24 protein-coding genes and 1 tRNA gene are annotated in these 22,317 nt (G+C 70.0%); 12 read left to right on the top strand and 13 right to left on the bottom strand.

Annotated features, from left to right (window positions below):
• Positions 1–17 precede the first annotated feature (17 nt).
• Together AC1DS4_RS02535 and glgC are read right to left on the bottom strand one after the other, a co-directional pair.
• Positions 18–836 (bottom strand): LLM class F420-dependent oxidoreductase, encoded by an 819-nt coding sequence (locus AC1DS4_RS02535; RefSeq protein WP_477632129.1) that lies wholly within the window; start codon positions 834–836, stop codon positions 18–20.
• Positions 833–2,086 carry a glucose-1-phosphate adenylyltransferase gene (glgC, locus tag AC1DS4_RS02540; protein WP_477632130.1) on the bottom strand — a complete coding sequence of 418 codons (1,254 nt, stop codon included), beginning with the start codon at positions 2,084–2,086 and terminating at the stop codon, positions 833–835. Before glgC ends, AC1DS4_RS02535 begins: the two co-directional genes overlap by 4 nt.
• Before the next feature lie 62 nt (positions 2,087–2,148).
• Between glgC and glgA the strand changes: the two genes are divergently transcribed.
• Complete coding sequence (gene glgA, locus AC1DS4_RS02545; RefSeq protein WP_477612871.1) at positions 2,149–3,357, top strand: glycogen synthase; 1,209 nt, start codon at positions 2,149–2,151, stop codon at positions 3,355–3,357.
• A 22-nt stretch (positions 3,358–3,379) separates the two neighbouring features.
• Here the strand turns inward: glgA and AC1DS4_RS02550 are convergent, their stop codons facing one another.
• Both AC1DS4_RS02550 and AC1DS4_RS02555 read right to left on the bottom strand, forming a co-directional pair.
• Positions 3,380–5,158 carry an NAD(P)/FAD-dependent oxidoreductase gene (locus tag AC1DS4_RS02550; protein WP_477632131.1) on the bottom strand — a complete coding sequence of 593 codons (1,779 nt, stop codon included), beginning with the start codon at positions 5,156–5,158 and terminating at the stop codon, positions 3,380–3,382.
• 41 nt (positions 5,159–5,199) lie between these two features.
• Positions 5,200–5,967 carry a hypothetical protein gene (locus tag AC1DS4_RS02555; RefSeq protein WP_477612873.1) on the bottom strand — a complete coding sequence of 256 codons (768 nt, stop codon included), beginning with the start codon at positions 5,965–5,967 and terminating at the stop codon, positions 5,200–5,202.
• Between the two features lie 32 nt (positions 5,968–5,999).
• On the opposite strand from AC1DS4_RS02555, the gene AC1DS4_RS02560 reads away from it, so the two are divergent.
• The 6 genes from AC1DS4_RS02560 to AC1DS4_RS02585 all read left to right on the top strand — a co-directional run bounded on the left by AC1DS4_RS02560 (position 6,000) and on the right by AC1DS4_RS02585 (position 10,934).
• Positions 6,000–6,818 (top strand): ABC transporter ATP-binding protein, encoded by an 819-nt coding sequence (locus AC1DS4_RS02560; protein ID WP_477612874.1) that lies wholly within the window; start codon positions 6,000–6,002, stop codon positions 6,816–6,818.
• Positions 6,819–6,849: 31 nt separating this feature from the next.
• Positions 6,850–7,317 (top strand): NfeD family protein, encoded by a 468-nt coding sequence (locus AC1DS4_RS02565; protein WP_477612875.1) that lies wholly within the window; start codon positions 6,850–6,852, stop codon positions 7,315–7,317.
• 11 nt (positions 7,318–7,328) lie between these two features.
• A complete protein-coding gene (locus AC1DS4_RS02570; RefSeq protein WP_477632295.1) occupies positions 7,329–8,501 on the top strand; it encodes an SPFH domain-containing protein in 1,173 nt (390 codons plus the stop codon).
• Between the two features lie 93 nt (positions 8,502–8,594).
• Positions 8,595–9,368, top strand: a complete 774-nt coding sequence (locus AC1DS4_RS02575; protein ID WP_477632132.1) for a sulfite exporter TauE/SafE family protein — start codon at positions 8,595–8,597, stop codon at positions 9,366–9,368.
• Positions 9,368–10,087, top strand: a complete 720-nt coding sequence (locus tag AC1DS4_RS02580) for a TSUP family transporter (RefSeq protein ID WP_477632133.1) — start codon at positions 9,368–9,370, stop codon at positions 10,085–10,087. The genes AC1DS4_RS02575 and AC1DS4_RS02580 overlap by 1 nt, the downstream gene beginning before the upstream one ends.
• A gap of 19 nt (positions 10,088–10,106) precedes the next feature.
• Entirely contained in the window at positions 10,107–10,934 is an 828-nt protein-coding gene (locus AC1DS4_RS02585; protein ID WP_477612878.1) for a TrmH family RNA methyltransferase, read from the top strand.
• On the opposite strand, the gene AC1DS4_RS02590 is transcribed toward AC1DS4_RS02585, so the two are convergent.
• The 6 genes from AC1DS4_RS02590 to ald form a co-directional block, all read right to left on the bottom strand.
• Positions 10,916–11,296 (bottom strand): DUF3037 domain-containing protein, encoded by a 381-nt coding sequence (locus AC1DS4_RS02590; RefSeq protein ID WP_477632134.1) that lies wholly within the window; start codon positions 11,294–11,296, stop codon positions 10,916–10,918. The genes AC1DS4_RS02585 and AC1DS4_RS02590 overlap by 19 nt on opposite strands.
• Complete coding sequence (locus tag AC1DS4_RS02595; RefSeq protein WP_477632135.1) at positions 11,293–12,060, bottom strand: HipA family kinase; 768 nt, start codon at positions 12,058–12,060, stop codon at positions 11,293–11,295. Before AC1DS4_RS02595 ends, AC1DS4_RS02590 begins: the two co-directional genes overlap by 4 nt.
• Positions 12,061–12,105: 45 nt before the next feature.
• Complete coding sequence (locus AC1DS4_RS02600) at positions 12,106–12,294, bottom strand: hypothetical protein (protein WP_477612881.1); 189 nt, start codon at positions 12,292–12,294, stop codon at positions 12,106–12,108.
• A 137-nt stretch (positions 12,295–12,431) separates the two neighbouring features.
• Positions 12,432–12,920, bottom strand: a complete 489-nt coding sequence (locus AC1DS4_RS02605) for an SMI1/KNR4 family protein (RefSeq protein WP_477632136.1) — start codon at positions 12,918–12,920, stop codon at positions 12,432–12,434.
• 28 nt (positions 12,921–12,948) lie between these two features.
• The gene (locus AC1DS4_RS02610) at positions 12,949–14,484 is read right to left on the bottom strand and encodes an ATP-dependent DNA ligase (protein ID WP_477632137.1); all 1,536 of its coding nucleotides are present in this window, start codon (positions 14,482–14,484) and stop codon (positions 12,949–12,951) included.
• Between the two features lie 39 nt (positions 14,485–14,523).
• A complete protein-coding gene (ald, locus tag AC1DS4_RS02615; protein ID WP_477632138.1) occupies positions 14,524–15,642 on the bottom strand; it encodes an alanine dehydrogenase in 1,119 nt (372 codons plus the stop codon).
• Positions 15,643–15,861: 219 nt separating this feature from the next.
• Here ald and AC1DS4_RS02620 point away from each other — a divergent pair, with 219 nt between their 5' ends.
• A complete protein-coding gene (locus tag AC1DS4_RS02620; RefSeq protein ID WP_477632139.1) occupies positions 15,862–16,818 on the top strand; it encodes an anti-sigma factor RsbA family regulatory protein in 957 nt (318 codons plus the stop codon).
• Between the two features lie 57 nt (positions 16,819–16,875).
• Here the strand turns inward: AC1DS4_RS02620 and AC1DS4_RS02625 are convergent, their stop codons facing one another.
• The gene (locus AC1DS4_RS02625) at positions 16,876–17,058 is read right to left on the bottom strand and encodes a hypothetical protein (RefSeq protein WP_477612890.1); all 183 of its coding nucleotides are present in this window, start codon (positions 17,056–17,058) and stop codon (positions 16,876–16,878) included.
• A gap of 133 nt (positions 17,059–17,191) precedes the next feature.
• Entirely contained in the window at positions 17,192–18,295 is a 1,104-nt protein-coding gene (locus tag AC1DS4_RS02630; protein ID WP_477632140.1) for a beta propeller repeat protein, read from the bottom strand.
• A gap of 244 nt (positions 18,296–18,539) precedes the next feature.
• Here AC1DS4_RS02630 and AC1DS4_RS02635 point away from each other — a divergent pair, with 244 nt between their 5' ends.
• Together AC1DS4_RS02635 and AC1DS4_RS02640 are read left to right on the top strand one after the other, a co-directional pair.
• Positions 18,540–18,941, top strand: coding sequence for a hypothetical protein (locus AC1DS4_RS02635; protein ID WP_477623791.1), 402 nt, complete (start codon positions 18,540–18,542; stop codon positions 18,939–18,941).
• Positions 18,942–19,057: 116 nt separating this feature from the next.
• Positions 19,058–19,828, top strand: a complete 771-nt coding sequence (locus AC1DS4_RS02640; RefSeq protein ID WP_477632141.1) for a hypothetical protein — start codon at positions 19,058–19,060, stop codon at positions 19,826–19,828.
• A gap of 46 nt (positions 19,829–19,874) precedes the next feature.
• Here the strand turns inward: AC1DS4_RS02640 and AC1DS4_RS02645 are convergent.
• Positions 19,875–19,961 (bottom strand) — tRNA-Leu (locus AC1DS4_RS02645).
• 149 nt (positions 19,962–20,110) lie between these two features.
• On the opposite strand from AC1DS4_RS02645, the gene AC1DS4_RS02650 reads away from it, so the two are divergent.
• Both AC1DS4_RS02650 and AC1DS4_RS02655 read left to right on the top strand, forming a co-directional pair.
• Positions 20,111–21,442, top strand: coding sequence for a M20/M25/M40 family metallo-hydrolase (locus AC1DS4_RS02650; protein WP_477632142.1), 1,332 nt, complete (start codon positions 20,111–20,113; stop codon positions 21,440–21,442).
• Positions 21,443–21,532: 90 nt separating this feature from the next.
• On the top strand, positions 21,533–22,288 hold the full coding sequence (locus AC1DS4_RS02655; RefSeq protein WP_477632143.1) for a hypothetical protein: 756 nt from the start codon (positions 21,533–21,535) through the stop codon (positions 22,286–22,288).
• Positions 22,289–22,317 lie beyond the last annotated feature (29 nt).

The raw sequence follows: 22,317 nt of genomic DNA on the forward strand, positions 1-22,317 counted from the left end.
CTGGTCGCCCACCCCGGTCAGCCGCCCAGGCGGGAGTCTCGCCATGCGACCAGGTCCCGCACGGGCCCGAGGTCGTACTTCGGACCACCGATCCCGACGGTGAAGAGCCGCGTGCCCACGGCATACAGGGCTTCCGCGCCGGCGGCGTAGTCGGCGACCTGCTCGGGGTGGCGACCCGGCCTGGCGGAGACGCCGGCAGACCGCTCGATCTCGCTGGGGTCGCGCCCGATCCTGGCGCACCACTCGTCGAGGACGGCGTGCTTGTGGGCGATCGTCTCGGGCCCGCCGAAGCCGTGCCAGATGGTCGCGTGCTCGGCGACGATCTTGAGGGTCTTGCGTTCGCCACCCCCACCGATCAGGACCGGGATGTCGCGCGTCGGCGCCGGGTTCAGCTTGGCCCACCGCTGCTTGACGAGCGGCAGGTCGCGGGCGAGGTTGTTCAGCCGTCCTCCGGCCGTGCCGAAGTCGTAGCCGTACTCGTCGTAGTCCTTCTCGAACCAGCCCGAGCCGATGCCGAGGATCAGCCGACCCCCACTGATGTGGTCCACGGTTCGGGCCATGTCGGCGAGCAGCTGGGGGTTGCGGTAGCTGTTGCAGGTGACCAGGGCGCCGATCTCGACGCGGGACGTCGCCTCGGCCCAGGCGCCCAGCATCGTCCAGCACTCGAAGTGCTCACCGTCCCGCCCACCGTAGAGCGGGTAGAAGTGGTCCCAGTTGAAGACGACGTCGACGCCGATCTCCTCGGCCTCCGCCGCGGCCCGGCGGATCGACGCGTACTCGGCGTGCTGTGGCTGGAGCTGGACCCCGATCCGGATCGAATGGTGGGCGTCCGTCATCCGGTGACTTCCTGGAACTTGGCGATGACGGTGAGTCCGGACTCGGTGACCATGAACCCGCGCTCCCGGTCCTTGTCGGGGTCGACCCCGATGGTGGTGTCCTCGGGCACCACGACGCCCTTGTCGATGATGGCCCGCTTGATGACGCAGCCGCGTCCGACCTCGACACCGTCGAGCAGCACGCTGTCGTCGATCGTCGTGCCGCTGTGGATGTGGCACCGCGGAGACAGGACCGAGTTGGTCACGGTCGCACCGGAGATGACGACACCGGGGGAGACGGCGGAGTTGTGCGCCTCCCCGAACTTGCCGGCAGCGCCCTGGACGAGCTTGGCAGGGGCGAGCGGGCCGTAGTCGGTGTAGATCGGCCAGTCGTAGTTGTAGAGGTTGAAGACGGGGTGGATGGACACCAGGTCCATGTGCGCCTCCCAGTAGGAGTCCATCGACCCGACGTCGCGCCAGTAGGCCTGGTCGCGTGGGGTGGCACCCGGGATGACGTTGTCCTTGAAGTCGTAGACGTAGCCCTCGCCACTGTCGACGAAGTCCGGCACGATGTCGCCGCCCATGTCGTGCTTGCTGCCCGCGCGGTCGTTGTCGCGGGTGACGGCGTCGACGAGGACATCGGCGTCGAAGACGTAGTTGCCCATGGAGGCCAGCACTTCGTCGGGGGAGTCGGGCAGGCCCTTGGCGTCCTTGGGCTTCTCCTTGAAGGCCGAGATCTTGCGCCGGTCTGCGTCGTCGACCTCGATGACCCCGAACTGGTCCGCCAGCGAGATGGGCTGACGGATCGCGGCCACGGTCACACCCGCACCGGTCTCGATGTGCTGGGCCACCATCTGGGAGAAGTCCATGCGGTAGACGTGGTCGGCGCCGACCACCACGACGATGTCGGGCTTCTCGTCCGTGATCAGGTTGAGGCTCTGGAAGATCGCGTTCGCTGACCCGAGGTACCAGTTCTTGTCGACGCGCTGCTGCGCAGGCACGGGCGCGACGTAGTTGCCGAGCATCGTGGACATCCGCCAGGTCTTGGTGACGTGTCGGTCGAGGCTGTGCGACTTGTACTGGGTCAGCACGACGATCTTGAGGTAGCCGGAGTTCACGACGTTGCTCAGGGCGAAGTCGATGAGCCGATAGATCCCTCCGAACGGGACAGCTGGCTTTGCCCGGTCAGCGGTCAGGGGCATCAGTCGTTTGCCCTCTCCGCCGGCGAGGACGATGGCAAGAACCTTGGGAACCCCGCGTCGATAAGGCATGGTCCGACCCTAGGCAATCCGCGCCCTCGCGGCGACCCCACTGCACGACTAATCTCACGACCGTGAGAGTCGACATCCTGACCAAGGAGTACCCGCCCAACATCTACGGTGGCGCGGGGGTGCACGTCGCAGAGCTGGTGCGGGCGCTGCGCGACCGCGGCGACATCGATGCGCGGGTCCGAGCGTTCGGCGAACCCGTGTCGGAGGAGGGCACCACGGGGTATGCCGACCTGCCGGACCTGGGTGCCGCGAACGCGGCCGTCCGGACGATGGGCGTCGACCTGGCGATGGCCGGTGACTGCGTCGGCGCCGACCTCGTGCACTCGCACACGTGGTACGCCAACTTCGGCGGGCACGTCGCGTCCCTGCTCGGGGGCATGCCCCACGTCGTGAGCGCCCACAGCCTCGAGCCGATGCGCCCGTGGAAGGCCGAGCAGCTCGGTGGCGGCTACCGCGTGTCCTCCTTCATGGAGCGCACGGCCTACGAGGGCGCCGACGCCGTCATCGCCGTGAGCGAGGGCATGCGACAGGACGTCCTGCGCAGCTATCCCTCGATCGACCCCGAACGCGTCAAGGTCGTCCACAACGGCATCGACTCCCAGCTGTGGCAGCGCCACCGTGACGACGACACGGTCCGTCGGCACGGGGTCGACCCCGACGGGAAGTCGGTCATCTTCGTCGGCCGCATCACCCGGCAGAAGGGACTGCCGTACCTGCTCAAGGCAGCCGCCCAGCTGCCACCCGACGTCCAGGTGGTGCTGTGCGCCGGGGCGCCGGACACCCCGGAGATCATGGCCGAGGTGACCAGCCTCATGGACGAGCTCAAGGCGACGCGTGAGGGCGTCGTCTGGATCCCCGAGATGCTGCCGCGCGGAGAGGTCGTCGCACTCCTCTCTGCTGCAACGGTTTTCGCCTGTCCGTCGATCTACGAGCCGTTGGGCATCGTCAACCTCGAGGCGATGGCGTGCGAGCTCCCGGTCGTCGCCACGGCGACGGGCGGCATCCCCGAGGTCGTCGTGGATGGCGAGACCGGCTGGTTGGTGCCCATCGACCAGAAACAGGACGGCAGCGGCATACCCCTCGATGCGGACCGGTTCGTCGCGGACCTCGCCGCAGCGTTGACCGACGCCGTCAGCGACCCGGCCAGGGCCGACGCCATGGGGTTGGCCGGGCGCAAGCGGGCAGTCGACTCGTTCTCCTGGGCGACCATCGGGGAGCGGACCAACCAGGTCTACCTCGAGGTGCTGCGCCAGCGGATGCTCCAGTCCTGACCGCACCCGTCGGCGGCCGCGCCTAGGAGACCGGGGTGGCCACCCTTTCGTCTTCGGTCGTCGAGGTGCCCTCGGCTGTCGGGGTGTCCCCGGTCGTCGGGGTGTCCTCGGTCGTGGGGGTGAGGTAGGCGTGCACGAGGGGAACGGCCGACGCCCCCTCACCACTCGCGGAGGCAACCCGCTTCATCGAGCCCGCCCGGATGTCGCCGGCGGCGAAGATGCCGGGCACCGTGGTCGCCAGATTGGCCGGCGGCACGTCGTCGACCCACTTGCTCCGCGGCACGTCACGCCCGGTGAGCACGAAGCTGTGCTTGTCGCGAGCAAGCTCGGGCGGCAGCCAGTCACAGCGCGGTTCGGCCCCGAGCAGCAGGAACAGACCTCGCGCCTGCTTGGTCGTCCTCTTCCCGGTGGTGATGTCCTCGAGGCAGAGCCACTCCAGCTGGCCCTCACCACCACCGTCCACCACGCGGGTGCAGGGCAGCACGGTGATGCGCTCGTTGTAGGCCATCTCCTCGATGAGGTAGCGCGACATCGTCTCCTCGAGCCCGACCCGACGGACGACGATCGTCACCGACCTCGCGAACCGAGCCAGGTGCAGCGCTGCCTGTCCGGCGGAGTTGCCACCTCCCACGACCACGACGTCGTAGCCCTCCATCTCGCGGGCCGCCGTCATTGCCGCCCCGTAGTTGACGCCGGCGCCCACCAGTGCGTCGAGCCGCGGGACTCCGAGCCTTCGGTACGCCACCCCGGTGGAGATGAGGACGGTCCTGGCCCGGACGTCGCCCCCACCGGTGCGCAGGAGGTGGGGAGCCCCGTCGGTCCCGGGCTCCAGAGCAGTGACCTCCCAGCCGGTCAGGAACTCGGTCCCGAAGCGCAGGGCCTGGTTCCGGGCGCGCTGGGCCAACCTCATGCCGGAGATGCCGCGGGGGAAGCCGAGGTAGTTGCGGATCATCGAGCTGGTGCCGGCCTGCCCGCCGATCGCCTCAGCCTCCAACACCACGACGGACAGTCCTTCCGACGCTCCGTACACGGCGGCGGCGAGTCCGGCGGGGCCGCCACCCACGACGGCCAGATCGACGACCTCGTCGAGCTCGAAGGTGCGCGGCGGGCCGTTGACCGCGATCGCGACGTCGCGGACGCTCGTGGCCTGGATCGGTGTCCGGTTGGCCGCGGTCACCACCGGCCAGCGCAGCTCGTCCACGCCGAGCTGCTCGCGGATCCCCGCGAGGTAGTCCTGGAGCGCCGGCTCGTCGGGATGCCACACCCGGTTCTGCATGCCCATCCGGTCCAGGAAGTCGCGGATCGCCATGGTGAGCGCGTCCTGGGTCGGCGAGATGACCTTGGCGACCACGACTTCGGGCTGGGGGACGGTCGAGGTCCACTCGGACAGCAGGTCCGTGATCGCGTTGTGGAACTCCTCGTCGCGTTTGCCACGCGGCATGAGCAGGTAGGCGTCGTACTTGCCCTTGGCCATGCCGGCCCGGAGCCCGGGGCCATCCGCGAGGAAGTACTCCCAGGGCGCGGCGACGACGCGGCGGGCCGTGGGCACCACGAGACGCCAGCGGTGGAATGCCTCGTGGACGCTCTCGACGTCCGGCAGCCGCGAGTCCGTGACGAACAGCGCCACGTGGTCACCCCGGTCATGGATCTCGCGGGCGATGGACTCGGCCTCGTCACAGGAGCCGGCGGTGCGCAGGTCGTAGTCGCGCTGGTACCGGCTCCGGAACTCCTCGAGCAGGGTGTCGGCATGGTGCTCGGACACGAGGATGATTGCGGGGTCGAAGACTGCGGGGTCCGCCATGCCGTCCGAGTCTAGTTGCCGGAACGGACCCCTCCCAGTGGTCAGGCCGGTCGCCATCCGGCCAGCACCGCACACGCGGCGTTGGTCGCGTCGGCGAGGGCCCGCTCGGAGGCCCGTTGCAGGCGCAGCAGGACGCGGTGCCTCGACGACGCCTCGGCCGCGGTCAGGGCCCCGTCGCCAGCGCGGAGCGCGACGTCGACCACCGAGTCGATGGTGCCCGCGAGGGCGATGACGCGCGCGGCCCGGCCCGGCAGGGCGGGTGGCAGGCCCCAGCGACCTCCGAGGGCCGCGTCGGCCAGCGTGCGGGCGGCACCCGCCCCGAACGGCTGGCCGCCGATCGCGTCGATCGCCTCGGTTGCCGCGCGGATCTCCTCACGCAGGTGGCGCTCGAGCTGCGAGGCCTCGAGCGCCTCCACCCGGTGACGCGGCACCGGATCTGCGTCGTATGCCGTCCAATCCACCCGGGTGCCTACGTCCAGACCTCCTTCGGGGCCGCCGCCATAGGTCGAGATCGTGGGCACGAGAAGCCCTCCCAGGCCGGGAACGAAGACGCACTCGCCGCCGGCGGCGGCCGCGCCCTGCGCCTCGACGGAGGCACCCGGCATACCCACGAGGTCGCCGGGGGCCGGCAGGGCGACGAGGAGGGCCCGCTCACCGAGGTCGTGCCACAGGTCCAGGCGGTCGAGGTCACCGGCGACGTGGTCGATGTCGGGAAGGGCCTGGGCGATCGAGCGCTCCAGCGGGGTGCCCGTGGCCCACGCGTGTGTCGTCCACAGCGAAAGGCGCACGCACGCAGGGAGTTCGGGCATCCCGCCAGCCTAAGCCGATAGGGTCCCGTCCCATGAGTGACGTCCTTGAGTTCGCAGGAGTGAGCGTCGTCCGGGGTCAGGCGACCCTGCTCGACGACGTCTCCTGGGAGGTCGAGGAAGGGCAGCGCTGGGTCATCCTCGGCCCCAACGGAGCGGGCAAGACGACCCTGCTCCAGCTGGCCGCAGCGCGGATGCACCCGACCCGCGGCGTGGCCGGTGTGCTGGGCGAGGTGCTCGGGGCGGTCGACGTGTTCGAGCTGCGACCCCGCATCGGGCTGGCCTCGGCGGCCCTGGCCGAGCGGATCCCGTTCGACGAGATCGTGCACAACGTCGTGGTGACCGCGTCCTACGGCGTCGTCGGCCGGTGGCGGGAGAGCTACGAGACGTTCGACCACGCTCGGGCGTCCGAGCTGCTGGTCGCCCTGGGGGCCGACCACCTGGCCGACCGCACCTACGGCACGTTGTCAGAGGGGGAGCGCAAGCGGGTGCAGATCGCGCGCGCCCTGATGACCGACCCCGAGCTGATGCTGCTCGACGAACCGGCCGCCGGGCTCGACCTCGGTGGTCGCGAGGACCTCGTCCGGCGACTGGGCGTCCTCGCAGGCGACCTGGAGGCGCCGGCCCTGATCCTGGTCACCCACCACGTCGAGGAGATCCCGCCCAACTTCACCGACCTGCTCCTGCTGCGCGAGGGACGGATCGTGGCGCAGGGTCCGGTCGAGATCACCCTCACCGAGGCCAACCTCTCGGCCACCTTCGGCATGCCCCTGGAGCTGGAGCGTCGAGGCGACCGGTGGACGGCGCGACTGCGTGTCGACGAAGGAACGTCCGAGCCTCGCCCGTCGTCCTAGAGTTACCTGACCACTGAGAGGGAGGGGTGTCATGGACTGGTTCGCGGAGAACCCGTGGCTCGCGTGGCTGGGGGTGGCGCTGATCCTGGCGGCCATCGAGGCCGCCACGGTCGATTTCGTGTTCCTCATGCTGGCCGGTGGTGCACTGGCTGGAGCGGCGACATCGGCGATCGGGGTCGCCTTCCCGGGCCAGGTGATCGTCGCCGTCGTCGTCGCAGGACTGCTCCTGCTGCTGGTGCGCCCGATCATCACCCGGAAGTTCATGGTCGCCGAGGCCAGCCACGGAATCGGCGCGCCCGGTCTCGTCGGCCGCAGCGGGAGGGTGCTGCAGGCCGTCACCGCGACCGACGGTCGCGTCAAGGTGGGCGGGGAGACCTGGTCCGCACGCACGCCGCAAGGCGGCGACCCATGCCAGCCCGGCCAAGAGGTCCGGGTTGTATCCATCGAGGGGGCCACCGTGATCGTCACCGGCATCACGGCGGGTCAGAAAACGGAGTAGACGTGGACGGCATTGGAGCAGGCTTCATCGTCCTGCTGATCCTGGTTGCCTTTGCGCTGATCGTGCTCTTCCGCACGGTGCGCATCGTCCCCCAGCAGACTGCCCTGATCATCGAGCGGCTCGGCCGCTACGCCCGCACACTCGAAGGCGGCATCCACTTCCTGGTGCCGTTCGTCGACAAGGTGCGCGCGAACGTCGACCTGCGCGAGCAGGTCGTGTCGTTCCCGCCCCAGCCGGTGATCACCTCGGACAACCTGGTCGTCAACATCGACACGGTCATCTACTACTCGGTCATCGACGCGAAGTCGGCCGTGTACGAGATCGCCAACTTCATCCAGGGCATCGAGCAGCTCACCGTCACCACCTTGCGCAACGTCATCGGCTCGCTCGACCTGGAGCAGACGCTGACCAGCCGTGACCAGATCAACGCCCAGCTGCGTGGTGTCCTCGACGAGGCGACGGGCAAGTGGGGCATCCGCGTCAACCGCGTCGAGCTCAAGGCCATCGACCCGCCGCACTCCGTGCAGGAGTCGATGGAGAAGCAGATGAAGGCAGAGCGTGAGCGCCGCGCCCAGATCCTGTACGCCGAGGGCACCAAGCAGTCCGCGATCCTCACGGCCGAAGGTGAGAAGCAGAGCCAGATCCTGCGGGCCGAGGGTTCGGCCCAGGCCCGCATCCTCGAGGCCCAGGGCCAGGCCCGCGCCATCCAGCAGGTCTTCGACGCGATCCACCGTGGCAAGCCCACGCAGAAGCTCCTGGCCTACCAGTACCTCCAGGTGCTCCCGCAGATCGCCCGTGGCGACGCCAACAAGATGTGGATCATCCCCAGCGAGCTGACGGACGCCCTGCGCGGCATCGGTGGGGCCCTGGGTGCCACGGACAAGCCCAGTGGCCCGGACGGCGACGGCGACGAGGAGTGGGTCGACCCCGGCCAGCTCGCCGACGCCTTCGACGAGACCGTTCTGGAGGACCCCATGCAGGCCCTTGCGGAGGCCCGCGGGCTCGCGGGGAAGGCCAGTCAGGAGGCCACCGAGCACGCGGCGCCGGTGAAGCGGGTGCAGCCCCCGATGAAGCCGCCGGCTGACACGGTGCCCGACTTCGAGCCGCCGGCCCCACCGGCTTCGCTGCCCGTGGAGCCGCCGACGGCAGACGCGGACGCGGCGCCCAAGCCGCCGCCCGCCTGACCCCCACCTCACGACGAGGTATGCCGCCCACGCACCCGCGCGGGCGGCATACCGCTGTCCTGGACGGGCGACACCCGTCGCTAGGGTGACGTGGTGTCCGTCTTCGAAGCCCTCGGGATCTTCCTCGCAGGCCTGGCGGCGGGGACCATCAACACCGTGGTCGGGTCGGGCACCCTCATCACGTTCCCCACCCTGCTGTTCTTCGGCTACCCGCCAGTGGTGGCCAACGTGTCCAACACCGTCGGCCTGGTGGCCGGGGGAGTCACGGCAGTCCATGGCTACCGGGCCGAGCTCGAGGGCGCCGGGCGCACCCTCCTGCGGCTCGCACCCGCGTCCCTGCTCGGCGGCGTGATCGGTGCGGTGCTGCTCCTCGTGCTGCCTGCGGAGGCGTTCCAGGCGATCGTGCCGGTCCTGATCGGCCTGGGGCTGCTGCTCGTGGTGGTCGGTCCCCGGCTGCAGGCTCGGGCCGTCGAGCGCCACGAGGCGGGGATCGCGCCGGCGTCGTGGCACGGCGCGGCCCTCACCGGGGGAGTCCTGGTCGCCGGCATCTACGGCGGCTACTTCGGTGCCGCCCAGGGCGTCATCCTGATGGGACTGATGAGCGCCCTGTCCAGCGAGCCCATCCAGCGGCTCAACGGGTTCAAGAACGTCCTCGCCACCATCGTCAACGCCGTGGCCGCCATCACCTTCATGGTGGTGGCGTGGGGCCGGATCGACTGGCTGGTGGCGCTGTTCATCGGGCTGGGCGCGTTCGCGGGCGGCTTCGTCGGCGCGAAGGTGGGCCGCCGGCTGCCCCCACTTGCGCTGCGCGCCGTCATCATCGTCGTGGGACTCGTCGGGATCATCAAGATCGTCTGGTTCAGCTGATGGAGTGGACTTCGGTCCTGCTGCTCGGTCTGGCCCTCTTCGCGGGAGCGTTCGTGCAGTCCTCGATCGGCTTCGGCATGGCCGTGGTCGCGGCCCCGTTCCTCGTGCTGTTCGCACCCGAGCTCATGCCGGGAGCCCTCCTGGTGACCAGCTTCTCGCTGCCGGTGGTCCAGCTCGTCCACGGGCCTCGCGACATCGCCTGGCGGCCACTGTCATGGGCCCTGGTGGCGCGGCTGCTGGTCATGCCGTTGGGCGTCGCAGCGGTGGCCCTGCTGTCGGTGCGGGCGATCTCCGTCGTCACCGGTGTGCTCATCCTGCTCACGGTCGCCGCGTCGGTCTCGGCTCTCGAGGTGCGAACCACTCCGGTGAACTCGGCCGTGGCCGGCGCCATCGCAGGGTTCTCCGGCACTGCGGCCTCGATCGGCGGCCCGTTCCTGGCGCTCGTGCTGCAGCACGAACGCCCCACCCGCCTGCGCGCCACGCTGTCGGTCTTCTTCCTGGCTGGAGCCGCCATGGCGGTCGCCGGGCTGAGCTTTGCAGGGGAGTTCACCCGTGAACAGCTGGTGGCCGGCCTCGCCTGGATCCCGTTCATGGCCTTGGGGTATGCCGCGGCGGCCCCGGCCCGCGCCCGCCTCGACCGCGACCGGTTGCGCCGGGCGGTGCTCGCCTTCTGCGTCCTGGCCAGCGTGAGCGTCATCGTGCGCGCCCTCCTGTCCTGAGTGATCTAGCCTGCTCGCCGTGCCCATCACGATCACCAGCAGCGACGACGACCGCCTGACCGACTACGTCTCGCTCACCGACGTCGCGCTGCGGCGCAGGACCGAGCCCGAGCGCGGGCTCTACATCGCCGAGTCGGAGAAGGTCATCCGGCGGGCCCTGCAGGCCGGGCACCGACCGCGCAGCTACCTCATGGCCCAACGGTGGCTGACCGACCTGGCTGACCTGGTCGAGCAGGCCGAGGCCGGCGGCGTACCGGTCTTCGTCGGCGAGCACGACGTCATCGAACGGCTCACGGGGTTCCACCTGCACCGTGGGGCGCTTGCCTCGATGCAACGGCCCGAGCTGCCGAGCGTGGCGGACCTCGTCGCCGGCGCCCGACGGGTGCTGGTCCTCGAGGACATCGTCGACCACACCAACGTGGGCGCCGTCTTCCGCTCGGCCGCGGCCCTCGGGGTCGACGCGGTCCTCGTCACTCCCCGATGCGCAGATCCGTTGTACCGCCGGTCGATTCGAGTCTCGATGGGCACCGTCTTCCAGGTGCCGTGGACGCGCATCGACCCCTGGCCCGGCGGCATCGCCGACCTCCAGGCCGCTGGGTTCACCGTGGCCACCCTGGCCCTGGCCGACGACGCGGTGAGCCTCGACGAGCTGGCCGCCAACCCGCCAGAACGACTGGCACTCGTGCTCGGCACCGAGGGAGACGGGCTGTCCCACCACACCCTCGACGCGGCCGACCTGACGGTGACCATCCCCATGGCCGGGGGTGTGGACTCCCTCAACGTGGCCGCTGCGGGCGCGGTGGCCGCGTGGGCCCTACGCCCCACGGGTCAGTCGACGAGGCGCTGAAGGAGGTCGCGCAGCTCGCTGGCCGGGTCCGCCGTGAGGCCTCCGTGCACCGGCCCGGGCTGGACCACCGTGCTCCGGGGCGCTGTGAGCCAGCCGAACCTGCGCCCGAGCCCACCCAGGGTGGGCAGCCCACCACCGGTGACGCCGCGGCATACCTGGCAGATGGTCTCCAGCGCCTGGTCGACGTCGTCGACGTCGACCTGGGGTGCGAAGGCGTGCAGCCTGACCGGGTCGACCCGGTAGGCCGCTTCGAGGAAGTCGGCGCCCTGGCTGTAGAGGACGAGCCCGACGTTGAGGAACTCCTCGCGCTCCACGCGGGGCACGCAGCGAAGCACGACGTACTGGTAGCCGTGGACCGTCATGACAGGTCCCCTGGAAGCCAGGCCGTCGGGTTCGCGACGCGGGCCAGGAGGTGCTCGACGTATGCCGCTCGGACGGCTCGGGGCGTGTCGAGACCGGGTGCCTGCTCCAGCCAGCCGTCGGGCACCGCGTCGACGACGCCGGCAAGGAGCTCGGAGGTGATGGTGGGGGACAGCCGCTCGTGGGCGGCGCCGGTGCTGGATGCGACATCGCGAAGGACGTGGGTGCTGGCATCGAAGGACTGGTCGGCGAACCTCTGTGGGTCGGCGCCCCGACTCGGCCAGCCGTGATGGAAGTACAGCGCCGCACCGTGGTCGATCAGCCACGGGTTGCGGTGCCAGACAAGGAGGTTGGGGTTGCTCCAGGTGCGGTCGACGTTGGCGGTGAAGGCGTCGAGCCACAGGATGTCGGCGGCCGTGTCGGGTGCGGGTGGCCGTGAGCCGTCGTACCCGAACGAGCCGGGCAGGAAGTCGATGCCGAGGTTGTGGCCGAGGCTGGCCGTGAGCAGGTCCTGGACCTCCTCGTCCGCTTCATACTTGGCAATCGGTGCCTGGAGGTCGACGACCACCATGCGGGGCACGTTGAGGTCGAGGGCGCGCGCCAGCTCGCCGACGATGACCTCGGCGACGAGGACCTTGACGCCCTGCCCCGCTCCGCGGAACTTCACGACGTAGGTGCCGAAGTCGTCGGCCTCGACGATGCCCGGCAGTGAGCCACCCTCCTTGAGGGGAGTGACGTAGCGCGTGGCGGTGATCTGGTCGAGCACGACGCCCAGCCTAGGGTGCTGCGCGCTGTGCCCGAGTCAGGTTGCTCAGGGGGCCAGGCAGGTGGCGTGGTTCAGCGCCGCGATCACGGCCTCGCGCCAGCTCAGCCCCGAGGTGGCCGTCCGGCAGGAGGCGCCACCGCAGTCGCACTGCCAGCGCCACGTGCCGGTCCCTGCCCGGTGCACGTGAGGGTGGTGGTGGGCCGTGTCCGCCCGGGTGTGGTGTCGCGTCTGCATGGTCCTGCCCCCCTTGGCCGCGCCGCCCCTTGGCACGTCCTGACTCCCAAGAGGCCGGGCCGGGACCGGTGATACGTCGGCGACGGCGTGTCGCGTGACCCGGTCCGGTGACCGGTCACGTCCGGCGGGGACCGCGGTTACCGAAAGTCGCCCTCCGGTACGAGACCTTCGATGAACGAGGCGAAGTCGACTGCGAGCAGCGTGATCCGGTAGCCGACCTCCTGGTCGACGTGCACGACTGTGGGCTCGCCCGAGCCGCGATAGTCGAGGGCAATCATGTCGTGCCCGGCGGAGGGACAATCTGCGAAGTAGACGCCTATGTCGGGATAGCCCCACTCCCGGACCCAGAAGCGGCTGCCGAGCTCCCCGCCAAGGCTGAAGGGCGCGGTCCGGCCGATCGCAGCGATGTTCGTGATGCCGACGTGATCCCTTGCCCACGTCGTCGGCGAGCCGGTCCGATGGGCATCCCGCGCGAGGCGACCGCCATTGTGCTTGCTCGCAAGATGCACGTACGCCTCGGGAAGTGTGACACCGAGTTCGGCCTCCAACGACAGGATGAGGCTCGCTTCCGGTACGGGCTCGAACGCGGCCTCGTCGTCGCGGAACAACCGTGCACTTCCCCCCATGCGAGCAACCTGTCCGTCAGCGTGCACGTCAGGTGAGGTGGTTGCGCACCGCGTCGATGGTGTCGGCCTCCTCGGCCGTCTTGTCGTCGCGGTACCGCAGCACCCGCGCGAACCGCAGCGCCATCCCCCCTGGATAGCGCGACGAGGTCTGGATGCCGTCGAAGGCGATCTCGACGACCTGTTCGGGACGGACGGGCACGACGTAGCCCTCGGTGCCGTCGGTGGCCAGCTCGGTGAACCGCTCCGTCTGCCAGGCCAGCATCTCGTCGGTCATGCCCTTGAACGTCTTGCCCAACATCACGAATCCGCCCGTGTCTGGGTCGCGGGCACCGAGGTGGATGTTGGACAGCCACCCACGGCGTCGGCCGCTGCCCCACTCGACCGCGAGCACCACGAGGTCGAGCGTGTGCCGGGGCTTGACCTTCACCCAGCCCGCACCACGTCGGCCGGCGGCATAGGGCGCTGACGGGGCCTTGACCACGACGCCCTCGTGCCCATCGCCCACCAGGCGCCCGAAGAAGTCCCCTGCCTCTGCGGACGTGGCCGCGGTGATCCGTGGCACCAGGGAGGGGCCGGGAACCAGCCCGGCGAGCCGGGCGAACCGAACCGAGGCCGGCAGCTCGAGCAGGTCCTCGCCGTCGACATGGAGCAGGTCGAAGAAGTACGGGGTGACCGGCACCCGGGCCCTCAGCTCGGGTACACCGGTGCTGCTCATCGTGCGGGACGCTGTTTCCTGGAACGGGCGGGGTCGCCCTGCGGCGTCGAGCGCGATGGCCTCGCCGTCGATGACGACGGTCTCGACGTGCAGTGCCAGGACTGCCTCGACCACCTCAGGTAGTCGATCGGTGATGTCGTCGAGCGAGCGCGTGAACAGGCGCACCTCGTCGCCGTCGCGGTGTGCCTGGAGCCGGATGCCGTCGAGCTTGCCGTCGACCACGACCCCCTCGGTGGTGTCACCCACCTGTTCCCACGCGGCGTCGATGTCCGGGGCCGACGCCGCGAGCATCGGTCGCAGCGGTCGACCGACCTCGAGGTGGATCGCGGCCAGCGCGTCGGCGCCCCCGGTCAGGGCCGCCGCGGCAACCGGCCCGGCATGCCCTGCCAGCATCACCGCGCGCCTGACGTCGGCCTCCGGCAGCGCGGAGGCCGACGCGATCGCCGCCAGCATCACGCCATCGAGAGCGCCCTGCCTCACCTGCCCGGTCACCAGCGCTCGGAGGTAGTCCTGCTCGGGTGCGGTCAGCCGGGCGAACAGGGCCCCCACCGCGGCTGCCCTCGTGGCCCCCGACCCCGAGCCCGAGATGGCGCCGATCGTGGTGAGGGCGGCGTCGACCTCCGCCACCGTGATGGTCGCCGAAGGCGCCGGCTCGGGGAGGGCGGACAGCCCGCGCCAGCTCACCCCCACGCGTCGCTGCGGCAGCACCCCCGAGAGGTATGCCGCGACCGTCGCCGCGTCGTGTGGGCCGGCCGCACGCAGCGCGTCGGCCACGGCTGCCGTCTTGGCCAGCCGGGACCGAGTCTCAGTGGCAGCACGCGAGGCGGCGACGACGTCAGCGAGGAGCACGGACCCACGCTAGTCTCGCCCGCCGACACCGGAGGGGGATCAGCCGGCCAGCACGGTCTTCAGGTCGACGGACTCGAAGCCGTGGGCCTCGGCAACGGGTGCGTACGTCACTGCTCCGTCGTGCGTGTTGAGCCCCAGGGCGAGGGGCCCGTTGGCCCTCAGCGCGTCGCGCCATCCCTGGTTGGCGAGCTGCACGGCATACGGGAGGGTGACGTTGGTGAGGGCATAGGTGCTCGTGTGGGGCACCGCGCCCGGCATGTTCGCCACGCAGTAGAAGACCGAGTTGTGCACCTCGTAGGTGGGGTCGGCGTGCGTGGTCGGCCGCGAGTCCTCGAAGCAACCGCCCTGGTCGATCGAGATGTCGACGAGCACCGAGCCCGGCTTCATCCGGGAGACCTGCTCGTTGGTGACCAGCTTGGGTGCCTTGGCACCGGGGACCAGCACCGCGCCGATGACCAGGTCCGCGTCGATGATGGCCCGCTCCACCTCGTAGGCGTTCGAGGCGACGGTCTGGCAGTGCCCCTGGTAGATGGCGTCCGCGTGCCTCAGCTTGGCGATGTCGCGGTCGAGCAGCAGCACCTCGGCCTGCATGCCCAGGGCGATCGCGGCGGCGTTCATGCCGGAGACCCCGGCGCCGATGACAACCACCTTTGCGGCATACACCCCGCTGACCCCGCCCATGAGGACGCCACGGCCGCCCTGGGCGCGCATCAGGGTCTGAGCGCCGACCTGGGGAGCCAGCCTGCCGGCGACCTCGGACATCGGGGCGAGCAGGGGCAGCGAACGGTCCGGAAGCTCCACGGTCTCGTAGGCGATACCGGTGACCTTGCGCTTGACCAGCTCTTCAGTGAGGGGCTGGTCGGCGGCGAGGTGCAGGTAGGTGAAGAGGGTCTGGCCCTCGCGCATCCGGTGGTACTCCGGCTCGATCGGCTCCTTGACCTTGAGGATCAGGTCACCGGTGCCCCAGACGTCGTCAGCGGTGCCGAGGATCGTCGCACCCGCGGCGACGTAGTCCTCGTCGAGGATGGAGGAACCGACCCCTGCCTCCTTCTCGACGAAGACCTCGTGGCCGTTGACGACGAGCTCGTGCACACCCGATGGGGTGATGGCCACGCGGTACTCGTTGTTCTTGACCTCGCGCGGAATGCCGATCTTCATCTGGTCCTCCTGGTTGGTCCCTCACGCAGTGGTCCATCGCGTGTGACGGCGGCGTCAGGCCGCCACCGCCCACCTTCCCAGATGCGCCATGGCGATGACACGTTTTCGCTGTTCAGCAGGTTTTCCGGACTTGCACCCTCGGCGTGCGTGGAGGCGTACCCTTTGCGTGAGTCCGGGTGCTGCGTCCCGGTCGGCCGCGCGCACGGAGCACTCATGGGCATGACACCTTCCTCCCTCGCCGTGGGGGAAGCGCGCGCCAGCAACGGCTACGTCCATGACGTGATGTTCTGGTCGCGTCCGGATGCGTTCGTCCACGACACCGTCGACTTCGTGCGCGGGGGGCTGCTGGCTGGCGAACGCGTCCTCGTGGCGCTCCCCGCACCTCGCCTGCAGGCGGTCCGGGCGGCCCTCGGCGACGAGGCCAGGCACGTGGACTTCGCCGCCATGGAACACCTCGGCGCCAACCCTGCACGGATCATCGCGGCGTGGGTCCAGTTCGTGACCGAGTCGGGGGACCGACCCTCGCGTGGGGTTGGTGAACCCCTCTGGGCGGGGCGGTCGAGTGTCGAGGTCAGCGAGTGCCAGTTGCACGAGGCCCTGCTCAACGACGCCATCCCGGCGTCGGCGCCGTTGTGGTTGCGCTGCCCCTACGAGGTCGGGGCGCTGCCTGATGAGGTCGTCGACGTCGCCCTGCACTCGCACCCGTGGGTGGCGCAGCCGAATGGCACGCCGACGGCGAACGAGTCCTACGCGGGAGGCGAGCAGGGTGCGTTGGCCTTTGCGACGCCGCTCCCGGATCCGCCGGTCACGAGCATCGTCCGGACCATCACGCACGAGACCCTGCGGTCCGTCCGCGACCTGGCCCTCCACGTGGCTCGCGTCTGCGGAGTCCCGCAGGAACGAGCCGAGGACCTCGGGCTCGCGCTCCACGAGCTGGGTGTCAACTCGGTCGTGCACGGCAACGGCGGCACCCTGCGACTGTGGCGCACGCCGGAGGCCTTGGTGTGCGAGGTCACCGACCGCGGTGTCGTGGCGGACCCCCTGACCGGGCGACTCGCCCCGAGCACCGAGGAGCCGGACGGCCGCGGGCTGTGGATGGTCAACCAGCTCTGCGACCTCGTGCAGCTGCGGTCGTGCGACACCGGGACGACCGTGCGGGTGCACACCTGGCTCTAGCCCGTCAGCCCTCCTCACGTGGGGACGCGTGTGGGGGAGTCGCGTGTCGGGGCCCCGTCAGGGGGCGACGGTGGACGAGTGGAGCAACGCGGCGATGAGGGCCGAACGCCAGGCCAGCGGGGCCTGTGCCGGCGTCCGGCACGATGCGCCACCGCACTCGCAGACCCAGATCCAGCCCCGCGCTCCGCGCAGGACGCGCGGGTGGTGGCTGGTGCTGCGGTGGATGGTGTGCGTGCTCACGTCTTCGACGGTAGAAGCCCGTCAGGTATGCCGTGCACGGACGCGCCGCGGATCGGCCGAGTTCACCCCATGGAAGGGCCGAACGGACGAGGCGGGGGTCAACCTCTCGGAACCCGCGGTGCTGAGCGCGAGGTCAGCTTGCCGGAGTGACCGTCAGGTTGTTGACCTTCACGATGGTGGAGTCGCTCATACCCAGGTAGACGCTGCCGTTGACCACGGCCACGGACTGGGCGCCGGTGGGTGCCGTGCTGAGCGCGGTCCACGAGCTGCCGTCGAGGCTGCGGTACAGGCCGGCGGAGGTCAGGGCGTAGATGTAGCCGTCACCCGGGACGGCCAGGTCGGAGAGTCCCCCGATCGCGGCGGTCACCGCGCTCACCCCGTTGAACGTGGTGACGCCGTAGGACGAGCCTCCCGCGCAGACGATCTTGTTCTTGAAGACCTCGACCCGGTTGGCAGCCACGGTCCCGCACGGCCGGTCGACGGACCCGGGGGAGACGGTCGACCAGGTGACCCCGTTGAAGGCGCGCAGGGGCGCACCTCCCGTGACACCGGTGGCCTGGAGGTACATCGTGCCGTTGATCGCGGCCGCCCAGTAGTAGCGCTCGTACCCGTTCTCGACGGCCGAGGTGTCCTTGGCGACCAGCTGCCAGGTCTGGCCCCCGTCAGTCGACCGGTAGGCACCCGCCCCGCCGCCCGCCACCGCGGGGTCGTACTGCCCGACCGAACCGACCATCCACAGGTCGTTCCCGGTCAGGGTGGCGACGTCGTAGACGTGAACTGCGGGGGCCTTCATCTCGTTGGTCCACGCACCGGTGGCGTTGGTCGCGTACCCAACGTTGGAGGTCCACGGAACGCGCGGGTCCGTCATCGGCGCGTAGAGCTTGCCACTGACCTTGCGGTAGACGCTGATCTCCTCGCTCGGCACCTCGAGCTGGCTCCCCGAGAACGCCTTGGTCGCGGGGTCGAACGTGTGCACCTGCTGTGGTCCGGTGTTCGCGTCGTAGTCGCCGTAGGCGACGTAGAGCCTCCCGCCGTCGAGGCCGAGGTCGCGGATGAGGTGACCCGCGGCGGTGGGTTGTGCCGCAGCGAACGGGTCGGTGCCCACCACGGTCGTCGTGTGCGACGGAACCGGTGTCGGCTTGACCGGCTTGGCCGCCTGGGCGGGACTTGCGGCGACGATCGCCGCCGCTGCGACGACGGTGGCGAGGACGGCAGGTGCTGCGTTGCGGAGATGCATGCGAACTCCCACGATGGGTGCCGTTGGTCCACTGCCACGGCAGGTCGCCGGACACAGCAGGGCCCGACCCGGTGGGGGCCGCGCCGCTACCAGCCTTGCGCGCCTTCAACCCCATGCAAACGTCTTTACCAAACCTTTAATGAGTTGTTCTGCTGTTTACCGAACGCAGCCCAAATCATCATGGTTTCCTCTTCACATCCAGAAGGAAGAAACCCTTCCAATTCGGCTCACGCGGGGAGCGTCCATGGCAAATGAACTCGGCATCGTCATCGAAGAGCGGCTGCGCGAGAAGGGGTGGTCCGTCTCGCAGTTCACGTTCGAGAGCGGACTGAGCCCGGAGGTCGTCGTCAACCTGGTCGGCCCGGAGCAGCTGTCCGCCATGCCCGACGAGTCGACGCTCTCGCGGCTGTCGAAAGCCCTTGACCTGCCCTACCGTCAGCTGGTGGTGGCGGCCGGGATCGCGTGTGGGCTGCCGAAGAACCAGGAGGGTGAGCCCACGTTCGTCCTTCGGTTCGTGTCGAACCAGGAGCTGGTCAACGAGCTGCGTCGCCGGCTCGTGCGGGGTCGGAACACCGGCGATGCCCGGCAGCGACGACTGACGCACCTCGCGCTGATGCAGACCGCCCTGGTGAGCGAGGCGAGCTGACCCCGGTGGACGCACAGCGCGCATCCACACCCGCTTGACCGGTACATTCGGGGACAAACCCCGTGAAACGGCGGTAGGCGAAACCGTTCCTGGGCCCCCCGGAGGAAGGGTGACGCGTGCTCGCACTGGACACAGCGTGGCTTCGGACGCGGATCCAGCTCGAACGCGAGGTGGTGACCCGCGAGTCACTCGCGGGAGCGCTGGAACACCGGCTGCACGGCCCTGAAGTCGACCATGGGGAACTTCGACGGGGATGCGACTATGCCGCCGAGGTCGGGCTTGCCGCGGTCCTGTGTCGTCCCGAGCACCTGGCCACCGCGGCCCGCCGACTCACTGGGAGCGGAACAGCGCCCGTGACGGCTCTTGCCTTCCATGACAGGCCGTCGCAATTCCATGACCCGGTCGACCTCGCTGCCGAAGCCATGGAACTGGTGTCGCTCGGCGCCTCAGAGGTCGCCTTGGTCGTCGCACCCGGGCGTGGGAACGACTGCCTGCACCTGATTGCCGAGCAGGTCGACGCGGTCGTCGAGGCCGTGACGCCGCAGGCCGGCAAGGTGCGCGTGCTGATCGACACGACGGACGCCTCCAAGGACCAGCTGACCGCGTGCACGGCGCTACTCGGCGCGGCGGGGGCGGTGCTCGTCCAAGGGGGGTCGTTCCGCGGCGACCGCGCGACCTTCTCCCAGATCGAGGCCATGCGTCACACGCTTCCCGCCGCGGTCCTGCTGAAGTGGACACAGCCGCTGAGGTCGGTCGAGATGATGCTCGTCTGCATGGCCTTGGGCGTCAACCGGTTCAACGGCGACGTCCCGGCCCTCTTGGCAGAGGCCAAGCGGAGCACGCAGCGTGCACCGCTCATGCTCCCGATCTACGGCGTGGACTTCTGACGCGAAGAACGACCCCGACGATGAAGCGTGTCGGGGTCGTTCCATGTGGTGTCCGGAGGGGGACTTGAACCCCCACGCCCGTTAAGGGCACTAGCACCTCAAGCTAGCGCGTCTGCCATTCCGCCACCCGGACAAGGTGCTGAGCAGGCCCCTTGGGGAGCGCCTGCTGCGACCCGGAACGATAGCACGCAGCACACCGCATCTCCCAAACGGCCCAGCCCCCAACGGATCCCGTGGAACGAGCGGCCGCGCTGCATACCCAACGCCCTTAGTCTGGACGGCATGAGCGAGGTCACCGAGTCCGCCACCACTCCCGTCGACGAGGTCGTGCGGCTGTGCCGTGACCTGATCCGGATCGACAGCACCAACTACGGCGACGGCTCCGGACCCGGCGAGCGCGAGGCCGCCGAGTACGTCGTGGCCCAGCTCCGCGAGGTCGGCCTCGAACCCACCGTCATCGAGAGCGACCCCGGACGCACCAGCGTCGTGGTCCGGATCGAGGGCGAGGACCGCGACCGCCCGGCCCTGTGCATCCACGGTCACCTGGACGTCGTACCCGCCAACGCCGCCGACTGGCAGGTCGACCCGCTCGCGGCCGAGCTGAGGGACGGCTGCATCTGGGGCCGCGGCGCTGTTGACATGAAGGACATGGACGCCATGATCCTGGCCAACATCCGCGACCTGGCCCGCCGCGGTGCCAAGCCCCCGCGGGACATCGTGTTCGCCTTCTTCGCCGACGAGGAGGCCGGAGGTGTCAAGGGGAGCCACTACGTGGTCGACCACCACCCGGAGCTCTTCGAGGGCGTGTCGGAAGCGGTCTCGGAGGTCGGTGGCTACAGCGTCACGGTGCCGACCGCCGGAGGCGAAACCCGGGCCTACCTGGTCCAGACCGCCGAAAAGGGCATCCTGTGGCTTCGCCTCACCGCCCGCGGACGGGCCGGTCATGGTTCGGTGCCCAACGACGAGAACGCCGTGGTGCGCCTGGCCGAAGCCATCACCCGCATCAACGAGCACAAGTGGCCACGGGAGTACATCGCCTCGGTGCGCGAGCTCCTGGACGGCCTTTCCGCCGTCACCGGCACGTCCTACTCCGACGAGGACCTCGACGACCTGCTCGACCACCTGGGGGGTGCGCAGGGATTCGTGAGGGGGACGCTGCAGGACACCGCCAACTTCACCATGGCCGAGGCGGGGTACAAGCACAACGTCATCCCGCAGAGCGCCTGCGCCTCGCTCGACTGCCGGTTCCTCCCGGGCCACGACGACGACCTCCTCGACACCATCCGGGAACTCGCGGGTGAGCACGTGGAGGTCGAGGTCGTGCACCGTGACATCGCGCTCGACGCCCCCTTCGAAGGGCCGCTCGTCGAGGCGATGAAGGCGGCCCTGCTCGCCGAGGACCCCGGTGCCGAGGTGCTGCCCTACTGCCTGTCCGGGGGGACCGACAACAAGGCGCTGAGCACCCTCGGCATCACGGGGTACGGGTTCGCCCCTCTCCAGCTGCCGGCTGACCTCGACTTCGCGCCCATGTTCCACGGCATCGACGAGCGGGTGCCGGTCTCGGCCCTCGAGTTCGGGACCAAGGTGCTCCAGCGCTTCATCGCCACCTGCTGACCGCGCACAAATCCCTGCTGCAGCCGTATCCCCGCGGTCCGGCCCGTCGTTGAGCAGTCCGTAGTGGACACACGCGAAGGGCGGACGGTCATGGGGACTGGTCAACGGATCAGTGGCGTTGCTCGGCTCGGCGCGGTCCTGGCCCTCGCGGGAGGGGTGGTTCTCCTCGGTGAGGGTGGCGCCCATGCTGCCCCCCAGGTGGTGCCTGACCCCGTTGGCGCGGTGGTCGGCACCGCGACCAGCCTCGTGCCGGCGCCGCCACCGTCCGGCCCGACCACGCCGGTGACCCAGGTCGTCGGCGCCGTCAAGGGTGCCGTGGAGAGTCCTTCGGGGAAGGGGTCCGGCAGCGCTCCACAGCGGAGCACCCCGGCTCGCACCGCGCCGGGGACGAGCGCGTCCGCGCGCGTCGTCGCAGCACCCGCTGCGGACGGTGACACCGTCGTGGGCGCGGACCTCACCGTGCGGGACCTGCTGGGGGCGTGCGTACGGCTGACCCGCGCCGGTGTGCCGGCCCGCACCACGATCGTCGTGCTCGACCGCAACCTCCTCGACGAGCTCAGGTCTGTGGGGCTGCCCGTGGAACGCTTGCTCGTGCCCTGCCCGGCCGGAGCGTCAGTCGGCACCTCCCAGGGATCCACCGGCGGCACCACCAGCGCGGCCGCCACGTCAGCCAACCCGACGGGGAGCGCAGCGAGGGTCGGGGCCTCGGGGTTGCTCGCGTTCACGGGCGCCGACCTCGCACCCACCGTGCTGCTGGCCAGCGGCTTGATCGCCCTCGGGATCGCCTTTCTCCGCAAGGCCCACGGGCTCGTCGACTACGGGGCAGCGGGCACGAACAACGCCTGACCGGAGGTCTGCACCGACTCCCGCCATCC

The sequence above is a fragment of the Pedococcus sp. P3_C7 genome (assembly GCF_056402615.1).